General features: G+C 73.2%; 20 protein-coding genes. 5 read left to right on the forward strand and 15 right to left on the reverse strand.

Annotation, left to right across the window (positions count from 1 at the left end; all coding sequences use genetic code 11):
• Positions 1 to 34: 34 nt before the first annotated feature.
• The 5 genes from Q1K26_RS02005 to Q1K26_RS02025 all read right to left on the reverse strand — a co-directional run bounded on the left by Q1K26_RS02005 (position 35) and on the right by Q1K26_RS02025 (position 3,201).
• On the reverse strand, positions 35 to 466 hold the full coding sequence (locus Q1K26_RS02005) for a hypothetical protein (RefSeq protein WP_141282265.1): 432 nt from the start codon (positions 464 to 466) through the stop codon (positions 35 to 37).
• Positions 463 to 762, reverse strand: a complete 300-nt coding sequence (locus Q1K26_RS02010; protein WP_141282267.1) for a hypothetical protein — start codon at positions 760 to 762, stop codon at positions 463 to 465. Before Q1K26_RS02010 ends, Q1K26_RS02005 begins: the two co-directional genes overlap by 4 nt.
• 10 nt (positions 763 to 772) lie before the next feature.
• Positions 773 to 1,906, reverse strand: coding sequence for a VWA domain-containing protein (locus Q1K26_RS02015; RefSeq protein ID WP_300007381.1), 1,134 nt, complete (start codon positions 1,904 to 1,906; stop codon positions 773 to 775).
• Positions 1,903 to 2,778, reverse strand: a complete 876-nt coding sequence (locus Q1K26_RS02020) for a MoxR family ATPase (RefSeq protein ID WP_141282271.1) — start codon at positions 2,776 to 2,778, stop codon at positions 1,903 to 1,905. Before Q1K26_RS02020 ends, Q1K26_RS02015 begins: the two co-directional genes overlap by 4 nt.
• Before the next feature lie 108 nt (positions 2,779 to 2,886).
• The gene (locus Q1K26_RS02025; protein WP_300007382.1) at positions 2,887 to 3,201 is read right to left on the reverse strand and encodes a hypothetical protein; all 315 of its coding nucleotides are present in this window, start codon (positions 3,199 to 3,201) and stop codon (positions 2,887 to 2,889) included.
• 185 nt (positions 3,202 to 3,386) lie between these two features.
• Between Q1K26_RS02025 and Q1K26_RS02030 the strand changes: the two genes are divergently transcribed.
• Entirely contained in the window at positions 3,387 to 4,334 is a 948-nt protein-coding gene (locus Q1K26_RS02030; RefSeq protein WP_300007383.1) for a LysR family transcriptional regulator, read from the forward strand.
• Positions 4,335 to 5,103: 769 nt separating this feature from the next.
• On the opposite strand, the gene Q1K26_RS02035 is transcribed toward Q1K26_RS02030, so the two are convergent.
• The 3 genes from Q1K26_RS02035 to Q1K26_RS02045 form a co-directional block, all read right to left on the reverse strand.
• A complete protein-coding gene (locus Q1K26_RS02035) occupies positions 5,104 to 5,544 on the reverse strand; it encodes a hypothetical protein (protein ID WP_300007384.1) in 441 nt (146 codons plus the stop codon).
• A 9-nt stretch (positions 5,545 to 5,553) separates the two neighbouring features.
• The gene (locus Q1K26_RS02040) at positions 5,554 to 5,799 is read right to left on the reverse strand and encodes a hypothetical protein (RefSeq protein WP_300007385.1); all 246 of its coding nucleotides are present in this window, start codon (positions 5,797 to 5,799) and stop codon (positions 5,554 to 5,556) included.
• 148 nt (positions 5,800 to 5,947) lie between these two features.
• On the reverse strand, positions 5,948 to 6,091 hold the full coding sequence (locus Q1K26_RS02045; protein WP_300007386.1) for an ATP-binding protein: 144 nt from the start codon (positions 6,089 to 6,091) through the stop codon (positions 5,948 to 5,950).
• A 363-nt stretch (positions 6,092 to 6,454) separates the two neighbouring features.
• Between Q1K26_RS02045 and Q1K26_RS02050 the strand changes: the two genes are divergently transcribed.
• Genes Q1K26_RS02050 through Q1K26_RS02065 form a run of 4 tightly spaced genes read left to right on the forward strand, consistent with a single transcriptional unit; the run spans position 6,455 to position 9,598 of the window.
• Positions 6,455 to 6,742 (forward strand): hypothetical protein, encoded by a 288-nt coding sequence (locus Q1K26_RS02050; protein WP_300007387.1) that lies wholly within the window; start codon positions 6,455 to 6,457, stop codon positions 6,740 to 6,742.
• A gap of 35 nt (positions 6,743 to 6,777) precedes the next feature.
• Positions 6,778 to 8,175 carry a hypothetical protein gene (locus Q1K26_RS02055; protein ID WP_300007388.1) on the forward strand — a complete coding sequence of 466 codons (1,398 nt, stop codon included), beginning with the start codon at positions 6,778 to 6,780 and terminating at the stop codon, positions 8,173 to 8,175.
• A 38-nt stretch (positions 8,176 to 8,213) separates the two neighbouring features.
• Positions 8,214 to 8,822 (forward strand): hypothetical protein, encoded by a 609-nt coding sequence (locus Q1K26_RS02060; RefSeq protein ID WP_300007389.1) that lies wholly within the window; start codon positions 8,214 to 8,216, stop codon positions 8,820 to 8,822.
• Positions 8,819 to 9,598, forward strand: coding sequence for a hypothetical protein (locus Q1K26_RS02065; protein ID WP_300007390.1), 780 nt, complete (start codon positions 8,819 to 8,821; stop codon positions 9,596 to 9,598). Before Q1K26_RS02060 ends, Q1K26_RS02065 begins: the two co-directional genes overlap by 4 nt.
• A gap of 36 nt (positions 9,599 to 9,634) precedes the next feature.
• Here Q1K26_RS02065 and Q1K26_RS02070 read toward each other — a convergent pair whose 3' ends face one another.
• Genes Q1K26_RS02070 through Q1K26_RS02100 form a run of 7 tightly spaced genes read right to left on the reverse strand, consistent with a single transcriptional unit; the run spans position 9,635 to position 15,639 of the window.
• Complete coding sequence (locus tag Q1K26_RS02070) at positions 9,635 to 10,213, reverse strand: prepilin peptidase (RefSeq protein ID WP_300007391.1); 579 nt, start codon at positions 10,211 to 10,213, stop codon at positions 9,635 to 9,637.
• The gene (locus Q1K26_RS02075) at positions 10,210 to 13,248 is read right to left on the reverse strand and encodes a LysM peptidoglycan-binding domain-containing protein (protein ID WP_300007392.1); all 3,039 of its coding nucleotides are present in this window, start codon (positions 13,246 to 13,248) and stop codon (positions 10,210 to 10,212) included. Before Q1K26_RS02075 ends, Q1K26_RS02070 begins: the two co-directional genes overlap by 4 nt.
• On the reverse strand, positions 13,245 to 13,676 hold the full coding sequence (locus Q1K26_RS02080) for a hypothetical protein (RefSeq protein WP_300007393.1): 432 nt from the start codon (positions 13,674 to 13,676) through the stop codon (positions 13,245 to 13,247). Before Q1K26_RS02080 ends, Q1K26_RS02075 begins: the two co-directional genes overlap by 4 nt.
• Positions 13,673 to 14,104 (reverse strand): TadE/TadG family type IV pilus assembly protein, encoded by a 432-nt coding sequence (locus tag Q1K26_RS02085; protein WP_300007394.1) that lies wholly within the window; start codon positions 14,102 to 14,104, stop codon positions 13,673 to 13,675. Before Q1K26_RS02085 ends, Q1K26_RS02080 begins: the two co-directional genes overlap by 4 nt.
• Positions 14,101 to 14,505, reverse strand: coding sequence for a TadE/TadG family type IV pilus assembly protein (locus tag Q1K26_RS02090; RefSeq protein WP_300007395.1), 405 nt, complete (start codon positions 14,503 to 14,505; stop codon positions 14,101 to 14,103). The genes Q1K26_RS02085 and Q1K26_RS02090 overlap by 4 nt, the downstream gene beginning before the upstream one ends.
• 10 nt (positions 14,506 to 14,515) lie before the next feature.
• Entirely contained in the window at positions 14,516 to 14,722 is a 207-nt protein-coding gene (locus Q1K26_RS02095) for a hypothetical protein (RefSeq protein ID WP_300007396.1), read from the reverse strand.
• 26 nt (positions 14,723 to 14,748) lie between these two features.
• On the reverse strand, positions 14,749 to 15,639 hold the full coding sequence (locus Q1K26_RS02100; RefSeq protein ID WP_300007397.1) for a hypothetical protein: 891 nt from the start codon (positions 15,637 to 15,639) through the stop codon (positions 14,749 to 14,751).
• Positions 15,640 to 15,803: the final 164 nt, after the last annotated feature.

Raw genomic sequence — 15,803 nt, forward strand, 5'->3', positions numbered from 1 at the left:
TCCACCTTCTCGGTGCTCGGGGCCCGACCTCGGGTCAGTCCGGCCGGTGCTGCGGCAGCGGTGCGGTGTTGGGCGCGTCGGAGTACGCGCCGATCCACTCCGTACGCCAGGAGTTGTCGTAGAGCGTCTCGTTGCACAGCGGCTCGTACGTCGCGATCAGTTCCTGGGTGATCTGCTCACGATGTGCCCGATTGCCGCCCGGCACCTCCAGGAAGGCGACGTGCAGCTTCCATTTCGAACCCGCACGTCGTATCCAGCAGCCGGACCGCCGGTGCTTGAACGGGAACCCGACCGCGGTGAGATCGTCGGCATGTCCGACGTAGGTGACGGCGTAGCGTTCGGACCGCCCCTCGGGCTCGGGCTTGTAGAGGATCGCGTAGACGCCCGCCCGGGCGGGCGGGCTCCATCCGCCGAGCACCCGTGGCCCGGAGAACGCGTATCCCGCGAGCGAGCCGAGCCGGATCACCCCGGTTCGCCCGCGTCCTCGGACTCGCTGATCGCCTCGGCGTGCACGATGGGGAAGTCGGGCAGGCCCGCGATGCGCACGGCGTCGGTGAACTCGGCACGGCCGCGCTCGATGGCCTCGTCACGGCTGCCGGCCAGCACGACGATCTGTGCGCCGTAGCGGGTGCTGCCGCCCCCGGTGGCGATCCCCTCCCGGCGCGCCACGGCGTCGGCCAGCTCGACGACCTCCTCGATCGACACCACCGGGTCGGTGTCCGGGTCGCCTTCGGCCACCAGGCCGACGCTCCATCGCATCATCGTCGAACTCCTATCCGAGTTGGGGTAGCAGCTGCGCCAGTTCGGCGAGGCTCTCCAGGTCGTGGCCCGACAGCAGCACGTCGATGTGCGGCTCGGCCACCATCATGCCCAACGACTGCGGCCGGAAGTGCGGATCCCCGCCCTTGTGCGGGTGCATCCAGACGATGGTGTGCGACAACCGGGAGAGCCGCTCCATCGCCGTCGCCAACGTGTCCGGGTTGCCCCGGTCGAGCCCGTCGGAGCAGATCACCAGGATCCCCCCGCGAGTGATCCCGCGCCTGCCCCAGGTCCGGGCGAACTCGTCGAGGCAGTCGCCGATCCGGGTGCCGCCCTCCCAGTCCACCACGAGTCGCGACGCCTCCGTGAGCGCGTCGTCCGGGCTGCGCTTCTGCAGCGGGACGGTGATCCTGGTCAGGCGGGTGCCGAAGCAGAACACCTCGACCTTCTGCGCCGCCCGGCGCGCGGTGTGCGCGAACTGGAGCAGAGCGCGCGAGTAGTCGGCCATGGAGCCGGACACGTCGAGCACCAGCACGAGCGGCCGCAGCTTGACCCGGCGACGCTGCCACCGCAGCGCGACCGGCTCACCGTGCATCCGCAGCGACTGCCGGACGGTCCGGCGCAGGTCCGGGCGCCGACCCCGACGGGCCGGCCGGGTGCGCCGGGTGCGCCGCTTCGGCGGGGTCAGCCGGAACTGCGCCATGATGCGCCGCAGCGCCGCGAGCTCGTCGGGGGTGCAGGCGACGAACGACTTGGAGCGCAACGCGGTGACCCCGGAGGCCATCAGGCCCATCACCGTCTCGTCCTCCTCCGGGTCGCCCGCGGGGTCGGGCGGATCCGTGGCCGGGATGTCGATCACGGCCTCGGACTCGGCGCTGGACCTCAGCTGCAGCGACAGCATCTCCTCGACCGGGTTGCGTTCGCCGAGGAAGTACGCGCGGAACACCTCGTCGTAGGTGCCGATGTCCTCCCGACGCTTGACCAGCGATGTGCGGCCACCCCAGTAGAGGTCCATCAGGTCGGTGGGATCCAGGGGCACCATCACCGCGCAGAAGGTGGAGATGTCGCCCGGGCCCGCCGAGACGCCCTCGGCCCGGAGTGCCCTGCCGAACCCGACCAGCAGCGACACCAGGTCGTCGTGGGTCACGTCACCGACGTGATGTCGTCGATGCACCCGCGGGCCAGCTCGATGTCCTCGCGGTCCTTGAGCACGGCACCGAGGGTGAGGTCGGCCGCCTCGGCGGTCAGCGTGGTCTCGCCGAGGAAGTCCAGCGTGCGTGCCCAGTCGATCGTCTCCGCGACCCCCGGCGGCTTGGCCAGGTCCATCTCCCGCAGCCGCTGCACCGCCGTGACCACCTTGCGGGCCAGCTCGGCGCTCACCCCGGGCTGGCGGACGGTCACGATCTCGACCTCCTGCTCCAGCGACGGGTAGTCGATCCAGTGGTACATGCACCGACGCTTGAGCGCGTCGTGCAGCTCCCGGGTCCGGTTCGACGTGAGGACGACGATCGGCGGCTGTGTCGCGACGATCGTGCCGACCTCCGGGATGCTGATCTGGAAGTCCGACAGCATCTCAAGCAGGAACGCCTCGAACTCGTCGTCGGCCCGGTCGATCTCGTCGATCAGGAGCACGGCGCGGTCTCCGGCGCGCACCGCCTGCAACAGCGGCCGCTCCAGCAGGAACCGCGGTCCGAACAGTCGATCCACGGCGTCGTCGTCGGCCAGGCCGCGCTCCGACAGCGCCCGGATGTGCAGCAGCTGGCGTGCGTAGTCCCACTCGTAGAGTGCCTGGCTGGTGTCGATCCCCTCGTAGCACTGCAACCGGATGAGGTCACGGCCCAGCACCGCGGCGAGCACCTTGGCGATCTCGGTCTTGCCGACGCCCGGTTCGCCCTCCAGGAGCAGCGGCCGGTGCAGGGACATCGACACGTAGGCGGCCGTGGCCAGCCCCCGGTCGGCGAGGTAGTCGCCTCGGCGCAGCGCCGCGGTCAGGTCGCCGACGCTGGCAGGTGGACTCACCGCGACGTTCTCCTCGATCGATTGAGGTGGGGTTCGGCTGCGACGCGGGTGGCGACGCAGCCTCTGGCGTGCCCGGCGGCCCGGTCGCCGGGGATGCTCTGCCCGGGCCTACGCGTCGCCGTCGACCAGGTCCCGAACGGTGGTCGCCCCGGCCTGCAGCTTGCCGTCACGTGCAAGTCGGTCCCGCCACGCGTTGCGCAGCTCGTCGCCGACCGGCACCGCCGTCGAGTCGAGGTCGTCGGCACCGTTGAGGTCCAACCCCCCGAACCCGATGTTCTTCATGTTCTTGCAGATCTTGGCCCTCGGTCGCGGCGGCTCGATGTCCGCGGAGGACTGGTGCTGCGCCGTCCAGATCGAGCGCAGGACGCCCAGCGCCTCGGCGTCCTCGGCGTCCTCGGCGGCACTGTGCGATCGCTCGGTCACCCGGGAACCTCCGATTCCTCGGTCGTGCATCCCTGCGCCGACCATTTTCGGATCGTCGTCCCGTCCCGCGCAAATGGCAACCGGGAATAAGCGATCGCTTAGGCCGCAGCGCGCCGTATCCGGCTCGTCGACACGATTGGATCGGGATACGCCGCTCCCCGATCGAATCGGGGCAGAGTGCACGTGTGACACTCACGCAGCTGAACGCCTTCGTGCTCGTCGCTCGGCTCGGGTCGGTCAAGGCCGCCGCGAACGCGCTCGGCGTCAGCGAACCCGCCGTGTCCCAGGCGCTGTCCGCTCTGCGCAGGTATCTCGACGACCCCCTGCTGACCCGCGGTGGTCCGGGAATGACCCTGACGCCGGGCGGGACGCGGCTGCTGACGATCGCCGCCCAGATGGTTTCGCTCGGTGCTGAAGCCGAGTCGGCGGTCCGGCTGGCCAAGGGCGCCGCGCAGCAGCTGCGCCTCGTCGCACCGAGCGCGGTCGTCGAGTTCATCACCGGTCCGCTCGCCGATGCCTTCACCGCACGCTCGCTCGGCTCGATCGAGGTGTCGGCCGGTGTGTCGACCACGGCGGAGATGGGCCCGCTGGTCTCGCAGCGGCTCGCCGACCTCGCCATCGGGCCGCAGCTGGACGGCGGCCGGAGCCTGGGGCTGGCCAGCGAACCGGTCTTCCGCTGCCAGCTGGTCGTCCTCGCCTCGGCCAAGAGCCGGATGAGCGGATCGCCCGATCGATGGCCGTGGCTCGTGGAGCCCTCCGCGACCGATCCCGGCAGCGACGTCTCCCGGTTGCTGCGGGGCCTCGGTGTCCCCGAGAAACAGCTGTCGGTGTTCCCGAACCAGACCGCGGCCTGGGAGGCCGCTGTCCGGGGTGCCGGCGTCGCGCCCGGGATCCTGCACCTCGCGGTGCACCAGTTGCGGCGCCGCGAGCTGCAGGTGATCGACGTACCCGGCACGCCGTTCGAGACCTGTTGGTACGCGACCACGCTCGCCCCCGAGCGGCGGTCGCCCGCCGCGGGGTCGCTGCGCCACTTCCTCGGAACACCGGAGGCGATGAAGCTGCTGCGCACGCCGGGTGCGGGGATGCCGGCGTCGCGGTTCCGGCCGCCGGTCTACGTCACGATCTGGAGCTGACCGGAACCTGCGGCCGGGGTCGCGACTTCCGCCGTCCCGGGAGGCGATTGTGTGTTGCGGCGTGGCCGTGGGGACCAGCAGGTAGCGCGCCACCTCCGACCGGGGTGGCCGACGTCGGCGCGGCCCACACGAGGTCCGGGACCGGGGATGGTCAGGGCTCGGCCGTCCGAGGGCAGGATCACCGGGCGGACCGCTGACCAGACAGGTGGTGTTCGGGTCGGCGTACTGGCCGGCGAGCCACTGCCGGGCGTAGTCGCGGAAGCTGATCTCGCCGGCGCGGGGATCGATGTAGGTGTCGCGGGCGAGCTCGGTCTCGATGCGCGCGGCCTCGCGCTCGGCGTCGCCTTGCGTTCGAAGGATCGCTTGCGGGGCCTGTCGTCGGAGTCTCGCCACCGGACGATCCACCGCCTGCCCTGGCCGTAGCGGGCGCTGCGCTCGCGTCGGGCAGCTCTCTCGGGTGTCCGTCGCTGCACGTACCAGGCGTCGTCGCCACCTACCTCGGCGTACCCATCGCCACTACGTCCGCAACGACCCCGACGGCGTCCGCCGGTGCTGCGGAGTGGGACTGGGGGGCCTAGCGCCGATGCAGGCCCGTCGGGTGGGGCTCGCGCCATCCTCACCGCGACGACGCGACAGGCCGTCGCCGATGCGTGGTCGTTCCGTTGTCAGCGGGTCGACAGTCGCCCACCGGCGGAGGCCGGAGCCCCTGGTCCGGAGATGCCCAGCGCCGGCGGACCGGCCGTCGAGCCCGGTCTCCGGCGGATCCTGGTCAGCGGCGGCCGGTGGCCAGGGTGACGAGGAACTGGCCGCCGCCCGCCTGGATCTCGGCGGTCACCGGCAACCCGGGAACGAGTCGGGAGAAGCGGTCCACCAGCCAGTCCGCGGCCTCTTGGGCGTCGTGCTCGGTCGGGCAACGGGCCACCATCTCGCGTCCCCCCTTGCGTTCCAGTCTCCCGGCGACGGTGATCAGCGGTGCGGGTTCGACCACGTACAGGTGGTCCGGCCAGGCGATGACCACTTTGACGGCGCCCTTGCGGGTGTTGCATCCGCGGTGCGCGAGTCGCTCGGCGACCTTGGCCTTCCGGTCGGCGGTCCGGCTGTCGACGCTGGGTCCTCGTGGGTCGTTCACCGACATGTCGGGGTCGACCGGTTCGTCGCACACCCAGCACCGCCAGCCGTCACGCTCGGCCACGGCCTCGAGGAGACTCATCCCGGCAAACTAGCCCGCCTGGCTGCACCGCCGAGTGTGGTCCTTGAGGTCGCGGCGAAACACCCGCTTGAGGCCCGGTCTACGGCCTGAGCGCGTCCTCCGCCCGCTCGACGCCGGCGTCGCGATCCCGGACCGGATCTCGGCGGGTCGGTAGGTGCCGAAGACGACGACACAGGAACGGCCCAGTACCGGAACGACGAACCGCAGCAGCGCCAGCGAGGCCTCGTCGGCACGATGCAGGTCGTCGAACAGCACGAGCAGCGGCTCGCCCGTGGCGAGCCCGGTGAGGGCGCGTGTCGCGGCTTGGAAGAGACGGAAGCGGTCACCGCTCGCCGCGGTCTCGCCACTCCAGAGCGGGGTCCAGCACTGGGTCGGTACGGGGGATCCCTTCGAGGACCTGGGTCTACGGCCAGAAGGCGGCGGCGACCAGAGTGCTCTTGCCGACACCCTGCTCGCCCGAAACCAGCAGGAGGCCGCCGTGCCCGCGGCTCGCGGCCCCCACCCGGGACGCGGCGCGGTTCAGCTCGCCGTTCCGCCCGATGAGCACGCACCATCCCGGTCCCGCCGTCCGTGACGATAGTCGCGCGGAGGCTCGCCCGGGACAGCTCGAGCTCCGCCATCGACCTGATCGGCGGAGACCACGGGCAGCCAGATATCAGAACAAGCGATGCTTGCGCCTCGCGGTTGCTGCGTGGTCACCGCGGAACGGGGGCGTTCCTCAGTTCTGAGGTGCGCGGGCACCTGCTCGGTCCCCTGGCGGGTCCAGACGTAACGTCGATCTTGGCGGACGACGGTGACCACGTTGCCGCAGTGCGTGGTGGGTCTCATCGGTGGCGTGGATGGCGTCGACGAGCCTCCCGGATCGGCGCGTCGTCGGCTTCGGGCTGAGGCTCCCCGGAAGCGGCAGGTCGTGGTGCGGTTCTCCGATGCCGAGCTGGTCGTGGTCCGCGGGCGTGCCGCTGTGGCTGGTCTGGCGATCGGGGCCTGGATCGGTCAGACGGTGCTCGTCGCCGCGGCTCGCGGTTCCGACACTGCGGTCGGCCTGCCGGATCTGGTGCGGTTGCACGCGGACGTGGTGGGTGTGCAGCGGGCTGCGAGCGTGGCTTCTGTTGGGCAGGCGGACATCGTGCAGATGCTGGCGCGGCTCGACGCCGCCATCGACGCCGTCGTCTCCGAGCTCGGTCGGTCGCGGCGGTGATCACGAAGGTCGTTCACGGGTGGCGGGTCGGGGGGTTGATCGTCTATCTGATGGGGCCGGGGCGGGCGCAGGAGCATGTGCGGCCGCGGGTGGTGGCGAGCTGGGACGGGCGGGACGCCGGGTGGCAGCCGCCGCAGGTGGGCGAGGGCGAGTTCGATCGGGATCTCGGGTCGTTGATCAGGGCGCTGCGCGCGCCAGCGATGGCTGCTGGGCTGCCTGAGCACGATGAGGAGGGCAAGCGTGGATATGTCTGGCACTGCTCGGCGCGGGTGGCGGGTGGGGATCGGGTGCTGTCGGACGCCGAGTGGGCCGAGGTGGCCCGGGATCTGCTGCACGGGGCCGGTGTCGCTGCGCGGGACGACGCGGGTGGGCCGCGGTGGGTGGCCGTCCGGCACGCCGATGATCACATCCACATCGCGGTCGTCCTGGTCCGGCAGGACACGGGACGCCGGTTCTGGCCCTCGCACGACTACCCGAAGCTGCGGCAGGCGGCGCGTGATGTCGAGCAGCGGCTCGGGTTGAGCGTGACGGCTCCCGCGGACGGGACGGCGGCGAAGGCGCCGCATCGGGGGGAGATCGAGAAGGCGCGTCGGCAGGGGCGGGTGCCGGCCCGGGTCGAGCTGGCCAGGGCCGTGCGGGCGGCGGCGGTGGGGGCCGGTGGGCTTACCGAGTTCCTCTCCGCGGTGCGGGCGGCGGGGTACCTGGTCGAGGTGCGGCGGGCGCCGTCCGGTGATCCGTTGGGGTACAAGGTGGCGCGGCTCGGTGACGTCACCGCGGCGGGGGAGCCGGTGTTCTACAGCGGCAGCAAGCTGGCGCCGGACCTGTCGTTGCCGCGGCTGCTGCGCGGGTGGGAGTCCGCGGGGCGGGGGACCGAGGCCGTGGTTCCGCTGGATGCGGCTCGGCGACGGGTCGAGGCGGCGCGCGCGGTCGTCGGCTCGGCCCGTCGTGGCGGGACGGATGGCGATGCGCACGGTGTCGCCTCGGCCACGCTCCCGGTGCTGACCGCAGTGGGGGAGTGGTCCGAGGACCTGCGCGTGGCGGCGGAGAGGTTCGACCGGGCCGCGCGGTCACCGCGGGGTGTCCGTGGTCGGGACCGTGCCGTCGCGGCGGGGCTGCGGCGGGTGGCGCGTCAGCTGGTCGGTCAGCGGCGGATGCTCGGTGTGCGTGACGAGCCGGGCGCGGCGGCGGTCGCGCTGGCCGTCGCGTTGTCGGCGTTGGTGCGGGAGATCGCGGCCTGGCAGCGGGACCGCGGCCGGCCGCATCAGGCGGTCGCGGCGTCCGAGTCCGCGGACGTCCTGGACCGGTGGGTGGCAGCCCGCCCGGCGGGTGATGGTCCTGGCCGGGGTGGCCACGGATCCGCAGCGCGCCGACCACAGGCGCAACCACGACCCGACCGCGCGGCGCAGCGACCCTGCACGGTGCCGCGCGGCTGATCCGGCCGCCGGACGGACGAACGGACGGGGGCGGCGGGATGTCGGTCAGCGGCCAGGCGATCAAGGTGGTCGTGTCCCTGGTGGGGCCGCAGGACGTCGCCGTCGTGGCGCACCGTGCGGGTACCGACGGTGCCGCGATCAGCGTCCGCATCGGTGGGTCGTTGATCTACATCCACGACGCGCGGACCGCGAGCAGCTTCCATCGGGCGTGGCAGTCCGGCGCGCAATGCGCGCGGTCACTGCCGGTGCAGGCCGATCCGACGCGGGTGATGCCGGTGTCCGGGGTCGCCGAGCCGGCCGTGATGATGGAGGCGGCCGACTCCCCGCCGGTCGGGGCGCGGCTGGAGCGGCCGGCCGGGCGCCCGAACTGCCTGTGGGTGACGTTGGGCCGTATCGGGTTCGACGTGCGCGACCACGGTGCGCTGCGTACGGCGGTGGCGGCGTTCCGGCGCGCCGACCAGTTGGCCGCGACGGTGTTCCCGCCGACCCCCGACCAACGCGCCCTGGACGCCGCGGCCCATACGGCGGGTCGCCTGTTCGCCACCCCCGGGCCCGCATCGAGACGGTCGACCACCACGGCGGCCCGGCCCGCCACCGCACGCCGACCGGTGCCGGCGCTGCGGCAGGCAGCCGGGAGGATGGAGTGACCGCGCCGGACTACCCGCTGCTGGCGTTGGGGAGCTACGAGACCTACCAGCTCGCGCACATCGCCACCTACATCGCCGAGCGGATCGGACGGCACCACCGCTGCGGTCGGGGTCGCGACGGGCGAGCGGCCCGTGCGCAGGCGGTACGCGACATCGCCGGCGCAGCGACCGCGCTGGGCAACGCCACCGGCGCGGCGATCCCGGAGCGGGACCTCCCGCGCCCCCTGGACGCCCGCACGTTCAGCGCGGCACGGCAGCTGCTCGACACCGGGCCGCGGGCTGCGGACGTCGTCGCGTTGTCGGGCCTGGACCAGGCCGGGTTCGCGGTCATCGGGAACGTGCCGGGGCTCGGGGCGGTCGGCGCCCTGACCGCGTCGAAGGACATCGCCGACGCGTTGCGCGCGCATTTGCTCACCCGACCGGCCGGCGAGCTGGCCCCGTGGGTGGTGACCCGGGACCCCCGCAACGTTCCGACCCTGCCCCGCAGCGTCGACCTGGCCAGGTTCGCCGAACACCTCGACCCGCGCCGCGATGACGACCGCGCCGTGGCCCGCAACCTGCGCGGGCACGACCCACGTACGGACGCCGCCGTCCGCGGCCGGTTCGCCGCTGTCGATCTCGACGCGCCGCCGATCGTCGCACCGCCGCCGCGGCCCGCGGCCGCCGGGCCCCGACGCCCGACTGCCCACCGACCGGACGGGCCCGCGCCGGGCGTTGCGGAGCAACCGTCCAGGGGCATGGGCGGCGACGGAAGACCGGCTGCCCCGAGCAGGTGAGACGAGCTTCGAGTTCGTGGGCCGCACGCCCGGGGGTCACAGTGCGGCGGCCCCCAGAGTCCCGACGACCATCGCCGGTCCGTAGGGGACCAGCGCGTAGCGGTCGGCTCTCCGGATCCCGACGAGGAGTGCGGTGACCGCCACGAGCGTCGTCACCGCGACGATGCCGGCGACGACGGCATCATGGCGGGCCAGGACCACGGCGAGCGTGGGGACGAGCTTGGCGTCGCCCCATCCGAACCCGGCGCTCACGACCGTCTTGAACACGATCGCGACGCCCCCGCCGGTCAGGACGCTGAGGAGGGTGACCACCCCGCCGTTTCCCTCCGCGGTGAGGATCCCGGCGAGGAGTGTGCCGAGCAGCAGCGGCCAGGTGAGCATGTCGGGCAGCCGCCCCTCGTGGGCGTCGACGACCGCTGCAGCGCACCCGAGCACGGCGAGGGGCAGCAGCAGGACCATCCGCTGCGGAGCGAGCGTCAGGAGCAGACCGACCAGCGACCCGGCTGCTGCACCGACCGCGACGGACGCGAGCGGCCGCAACCTGATGGCAGTGTGCACGGTGTGCTGGACGATCAACAGCACCGCCGGCCCGGCGAGTGCGGCGACCACGATCATCGCCGGGGTCGGCGCGGTCCGGCGGGCAGCAGCTCGTTGAGCACGGCGAAGCTGTCGGGTGCGAGTTCCTCCGGGACGTCGAAGCCGCGGGCGTCGAGCAGGACCGCGGCGTAGAGCTCGAGCTCGGAGCGGTTGTCCTCGGCGTGAGCGATGCGCATGAGGTCGGTGAGCGGCCGGTCGAACGCGACGTCGATGTCGACCGCGCGGGCGCGCTCGGCCGCCCATCGGGCGGTCCGGGTGTCGCCGGTGTCGAGGGCGATGTCGACGAGCTCATGCGCGGCATCGACGATGAAGCCGGGTTTCTGCAGGTCGTGGCGCTGGTCGTGGTTGTTGAGCCAGGCGTAGCCGCCGGGTCGCGGCGAGCTGAGCACCGGGCCGCGTACGAGGTTCAGCGCCGCCTCGTAGTCCGTGATCGCGCCCGGATGGTGCGCCTCGTGGCGAGCCTGGCCGCGCTTGCGCAGCCGCCGGAACAGGTCCCAGTCCAGCAGGTGGCCGCGCAGCCGGTAGCTGCTGTCGTGCTGCATGTCGCTGACGAACGACGCGTCCGGGTCGCCGCTGTAGCCGCGGCCGGCCCATTTCCGGGCGCTGTAGAAGGCGTGGCGCAGGGTGGCGGGGCTGATCCGATGTCCGTCGGGCCACAGGTCGGTGACGGCCTTGGCCGGGGTCACCCCGGCCGGGTGCAGGCTCAGGTAGACCAGGACCTCGGCGAACCAGCTCCGCCGGGTCGTCGGGTCCGGGCCGGGCGCGGTGACGGTGGGCTCGCCGAGGATCCCGATCCGCGGCGTGGTCGGTGGTCCGTCGGCATGCCAGACGGTGAGGTCGTCGTCCAGGTCGGGATCCTGGTGGTCGACGATCGCGAGTCGACGCACAGCCGCTGGCCCCGCCGCAGGGAGTGGCTCGGCATCGGGCAGCGGGTCCGGCGGGAGGGGGTCGCCGAGGGTGCCGTCCTCGTTCATGCCCGTCGCCCACGGCTCGTCGGACTGGGCCACGCCGACCGGGAGCGCAGGCGCCATGGTGGGTCCGAGGACGGCGGCGAGGTGGGTGCCTGCGCGCTTGGTGAGCTGGGCGACCTCCCACGGGCCGTCGGCGATGTCGGGCACGTGGAGCAGGGTGTCGTCGCCGATCCGCAGGTCGACGTGGCCGGGGTCGACGACGACCGCCGCGATCGCGCTCCGACCGGACACGGCTGCCAGCGCGTCCAGGCGGGCGCGTTGCTCGTCATCGGATTCCGCGGCGGCGAGGAGCACGGTGGGCAGCCAGGAGTCGGCTGCGACACCACACAGGCGTCCGTCGACCGCGGTCTCGACCTGCCACTGGTCCAGCGCGTCGCGGGTCGTCGAGGCGCGGTGCTCGATCTCGGTCAGCGCGGTGTCGAGGTCGGACACGGTGGTCAGGCGGTCCGGGCCGAGTGTCACGAGTCCGTCGCCGAGCCCGACGAGGAGGACCTCGACGTCCTCGGCAGTGCTGCTGGTGGCCAGCTCGGCGGCGAGATGGCGCAGCAGCGCGACGCAGCGGGCCCGGTCCCCGCCGATCCGCAGGACACCGCGCTGTTCGAGGTCGATCATCAGGGTGCGGTCGCCGTCGGTGGCGATCGACACCAGCGCAGGGAACGGGGCGCAGCACCCGGCGGCCTCCGCGTCGGGTACCGGCAGCGGGTCGTCGGCATCGAGACCCCACCCGCCCGGTCCGGCGGTGATGAACGGAGGCGGCAGCCGCGTCTCGGTGGAGGTGCTGAGGAGCGCGTCCGAGGGCGTCAGACGCGCCGAGATCAGCACCGGCGCGGGGGAGTCGTCGGTCTCCCGGTCCGGGTGCGTGAGCGAGCGCAGGGCCAGGTCCAGGTGCCGAGCGGCGGAGACCGGCCCGATCTGCGGTGTGGACAGCGACCACTCGACCCTCCCGTCGTCATCCGCGGGCACCGGGATGCGGTGTCGTGCCAGGCGGAGCCGTTGTTGGCGGCGGCGGCGGACGGCGAGCGAGGTCACGACGCCGCCCGCGACGAGCGCGGACACGCCGAGTGCGGTGACGGTGAGCGCCGAGTCCTGGCCGTGCTCGACGGTGTCGACCGGGGTTGCCGGTGATCCGGCCGGGGTCTCGATGGCCGGGTTCGTCCGCTGCAGCGGGTCCGATGTGGGAGCGCCGCTGGACGGAGGGTCCGGTGTCGGTACCGCTGTCGTCGCGACGGGCTCTTCAGCCGGCACGGGGTCGTCTGCCGGCGGTGGCGTGCGGTCGGGGAGGACGAGCGTCCATCCCGGTCGGATCACGTCGGGATCGACGAGCGCTCCGCCGTCGGGTTGCGGTAGCGCGAGGTTGGTCGCCAACAGCTCGTCGGACCGGGCAGGATCGCCGAGGTGGTCCTCGGCGATCCCGGTCAGGGTGTCACCGGCCTGCACCCGCACGGCCGGCTGCGCATCCGACGGGAGGACGAGACGCCAGCCCACGACGAGCTCCGATGCCTCGGTCAGCCTTCCTCCGTCGTCCTGGATCCGGTCGGCGTTGAGGGCGTAGATCTCGCGCCACCGCAGGGGATCACCGAGGCTCGTCTCCGCGATGCGCCACAGCGTGTCCCGGCGCTGGACGGTGTGCACGGGGCCCGACGGTTCTTCTGCGACGGCGCGGGCAGGTTCGGGGTCCGCCATCGAGGCGGTCAGGATCGGCTCTGCGCGTATGGGGGTGGCCATCGCCGGGCCGGCGCCGAGCATCGCGGTGACGAGCGCGGCCGCGACGGCATGGCCGAGCCGGAAGCCGGGCAGGTCGATCCGCAGCGCAGGCCGGTCGACCAGGGCGGCCGCCAGTTCGACGACGATCGACATGGCCAGCACCAGCCACGTCCCGGCCGCGACGACGGTGAGGAACCCGATCAGCAGGGTGCCGCTGTCCGGGGCCAGCAACAGGTCGATGATCGACACCCCGGCCGGGAGGCCAGGGTCCAGCAAGCTGCTGCTCAGCAGCCACAGCGCGATCGGGACGCCGACCAGGATGCCGGCGGTGGCCGCCGCAGCGGCGACCGCAGACGCGACCCGGGACAGGGTGCTCACGACGGAACTCCTTCCGGCCGGACCGGGACCAGCAGCGCCTCCGCCTCGCCGGAACTGGTGATCTCGTCGCGTCCGATCAGGCCCAGCAGGACCGTGGGACGGGTGACGCGGGCCTCGACCCTGATCCGCTGGGGACCGAGCACGGTGACCGTTCCGTCGACGCCGGCCGCGGCGAGATGCGCGCGGGCTGCGGCGATGGCCGCGGCGGGGTCGACGGCGGTCGTGCCGCGGCGCAGCTGGTCGATGTCGAGGGCCTGGCCGGCGGCACGGGCCGCTTCCTCGGCCACCGAGTCGGCGGTCGCCAGCCCCTGCGCCGCCCGCACGCCGTCGATGCCCAGCCCGATGACGGCGAGCAGCGCGAGCGCGGCGATCGCCATCGGTGCGCTCACCGCGCCACCGCCGCGTTCCCGGTCCGCGTACGTCGTCATGCCCGCTCCCGCCACCGGTCGATCGGGCTGGTGGCACGGGACTCGATCGCCCGGGCCCCGGTCGCCCCGGGCAGGCCGAGATCGGACCACTCGACCTCACACCGCACCGTCGCGGTGACCGAGGCGGGCGTGCCGAGCGGCGCGGCGAAGCCCGCTGTGTCGAGCGTGATCTGGAGATCGGTGCAGCGCAGGCCCTGTTCGGCAAGGCTGTCGGTGGCGGCCTGGTCGGCCGCCGCCGTGGCGGCGCTCGGCTCCCGGTGCAGGGAGGCCACGCGGGCGGCGGAGCGTGCCGCGTGGTCGGCGGCCGCTTCCGCGGTGACCAGCCGCCCGCCCGCGATGGCGAACGCGATGAGCAGCCCCAGCGCCACGGCGAGCACGGCGGCCTCGACCGACGGGCTCCCGCCCCGCTCGCCCACCGGCGCTCTCACGGGCTGACCCGTTCGACGCCGCCGACCGCCTCGCGGGTGACCGCCAGCGGTACGCCCGGCACCAGCGAGAGCGCTGACCCGGTGACCTGAACGCGCAGGAGCGCGCCGTCGTCGTCGATGGTGGCGGTGACGACGACGTCGGTGAGCACGGTGCCGCCGGCGCGGGCGAGGAAGGCCTCCGCGTCGCGCCGGGCGGCGTCGGTGGTCGACTCCGCCAGGTAGGCGCGCCCGGACCGCAGCCCGTCCTGGGCTCCGGTGAGCGCCAGCTGCCCGGCGTAGAAGATCAGCGCGACCTGCACGACCGCGAGGATCAGACCGATCAGGGCGATCCAGATCAGGGCCATCTCGACGCCGGTGGCGCCGCCGCGCTCACCGCCGTCCACCTCGAGCCGACCGTCCATCGTGGGGCGCCTACTTCAGGGCGCCGAGCTTGCTCGCGACGAACGCACCGATCCCGGCGGCGATCGTGCCGGCGATCACCGCGCCGGCACCGATGTGCATGCCCTCGTCGGAGTTGCGTCCGCCGCCGCGTTCGTCGAGCGGTTCGAGCCGGAGCCGGATCGCCCAGGCCAGCCGGTGGGTGAGGTCGCGGGTTCGGTTCCTGGGTTCGCGGGTCATGGTGGGTTCCTTCCGGATCGGTGTGGTCAGACGGTGGTGAGCAGCGCGGTTCCCGCGGGGAACAGCACCCAGGCGGCGATGAGGAAGACCTGCAGCGCCCCGGGGGTGCTCATCCGCCCGCTGGCGCGGTTGGCCTCGGTGTGCTCGTCGGCGAGGAGTTCGTCGCGCAGGCTCTCCGCGCGGGCCAGGAGCGTTCCGACGACGGCGGCACCGTCCTGCCCGGCGGTCGCGGCGATGGCCGACAGGTCGGCCAGCTCGTCGATGTCGGTGCGCTCGCCGAACCGGCGCAGCCCGTCCCAGGGCATGTCCCCGGCCCGTTCGGCGAGTTCGAGCTCGTCGCGCAGGCGGCGCATCGGCCAGCTGTCGGCGAGCAGCTTCGCTGGCACGGTCAGGGCGGTCGATACCCCGGCTCCGCCGCGCCGGAGCAGGCTGACCTGCTGCAGGTAGGCGACGAGGGCCGAGCGGAGCTGGTCGCGGGCGTCGTCGGCGCGGTCGCGGACGCGGCGGGCATGGCCGGTCCAGCCGACGAGCAGGCCCACCGCGGTCAACCCGGCGGGGACGACGACGGGCAGCCCGGTGCCGAGCAGCGTCAGCACCGCGGCGAGCACCGGACCTGCGACGGCGAGGCCGGCCGCGGACCCCGCAGCGGTGACGAGGAAGCGATCACGACCGAGCCCGAGCAACTCCAGATCTGCGGAGGGCACGTCCACGGGCAGCCGCCGCAGCAGCGGCAGCAGGATCCGCGCGTGGGTCCGTGTCGAGTCGTCCGTGTCGACCGGCCGGTGCGTGCGCTCGTCGAGCGCGGCCAGCGCGTCGACCAGCACCGGATGGCGACGGCTGCCGGCGACGAGAGCGAGCGCCACCGCCACACCGATCAGGCCGCCTCCGACCAGCGCGAATCCCATCCCGCTGTTCACGGCGCACCCGTCCCGATCGACGAAGTTCCTACTCCACCGGGTTCGCCACTCAGCAAGATCGCCTGGTCGCGAGGTTGTGCTGGTGGTGCCAGGTTCACACGACGGTGTGCATTCTTCGACGATCGGTCGAGATTCCCGACAGGTTGCCGATGTTCGGGGTGTCC

Origin of the sequence: Pseudonocardia sp. (assembly GCF_029263155.1) — a bacterium.
Classification (GTDB): Bacteria; Actinomycetota; Actinomycetes; order Mycobacteriales; family Pseudonocardiaceae; genus Pseudonocardia.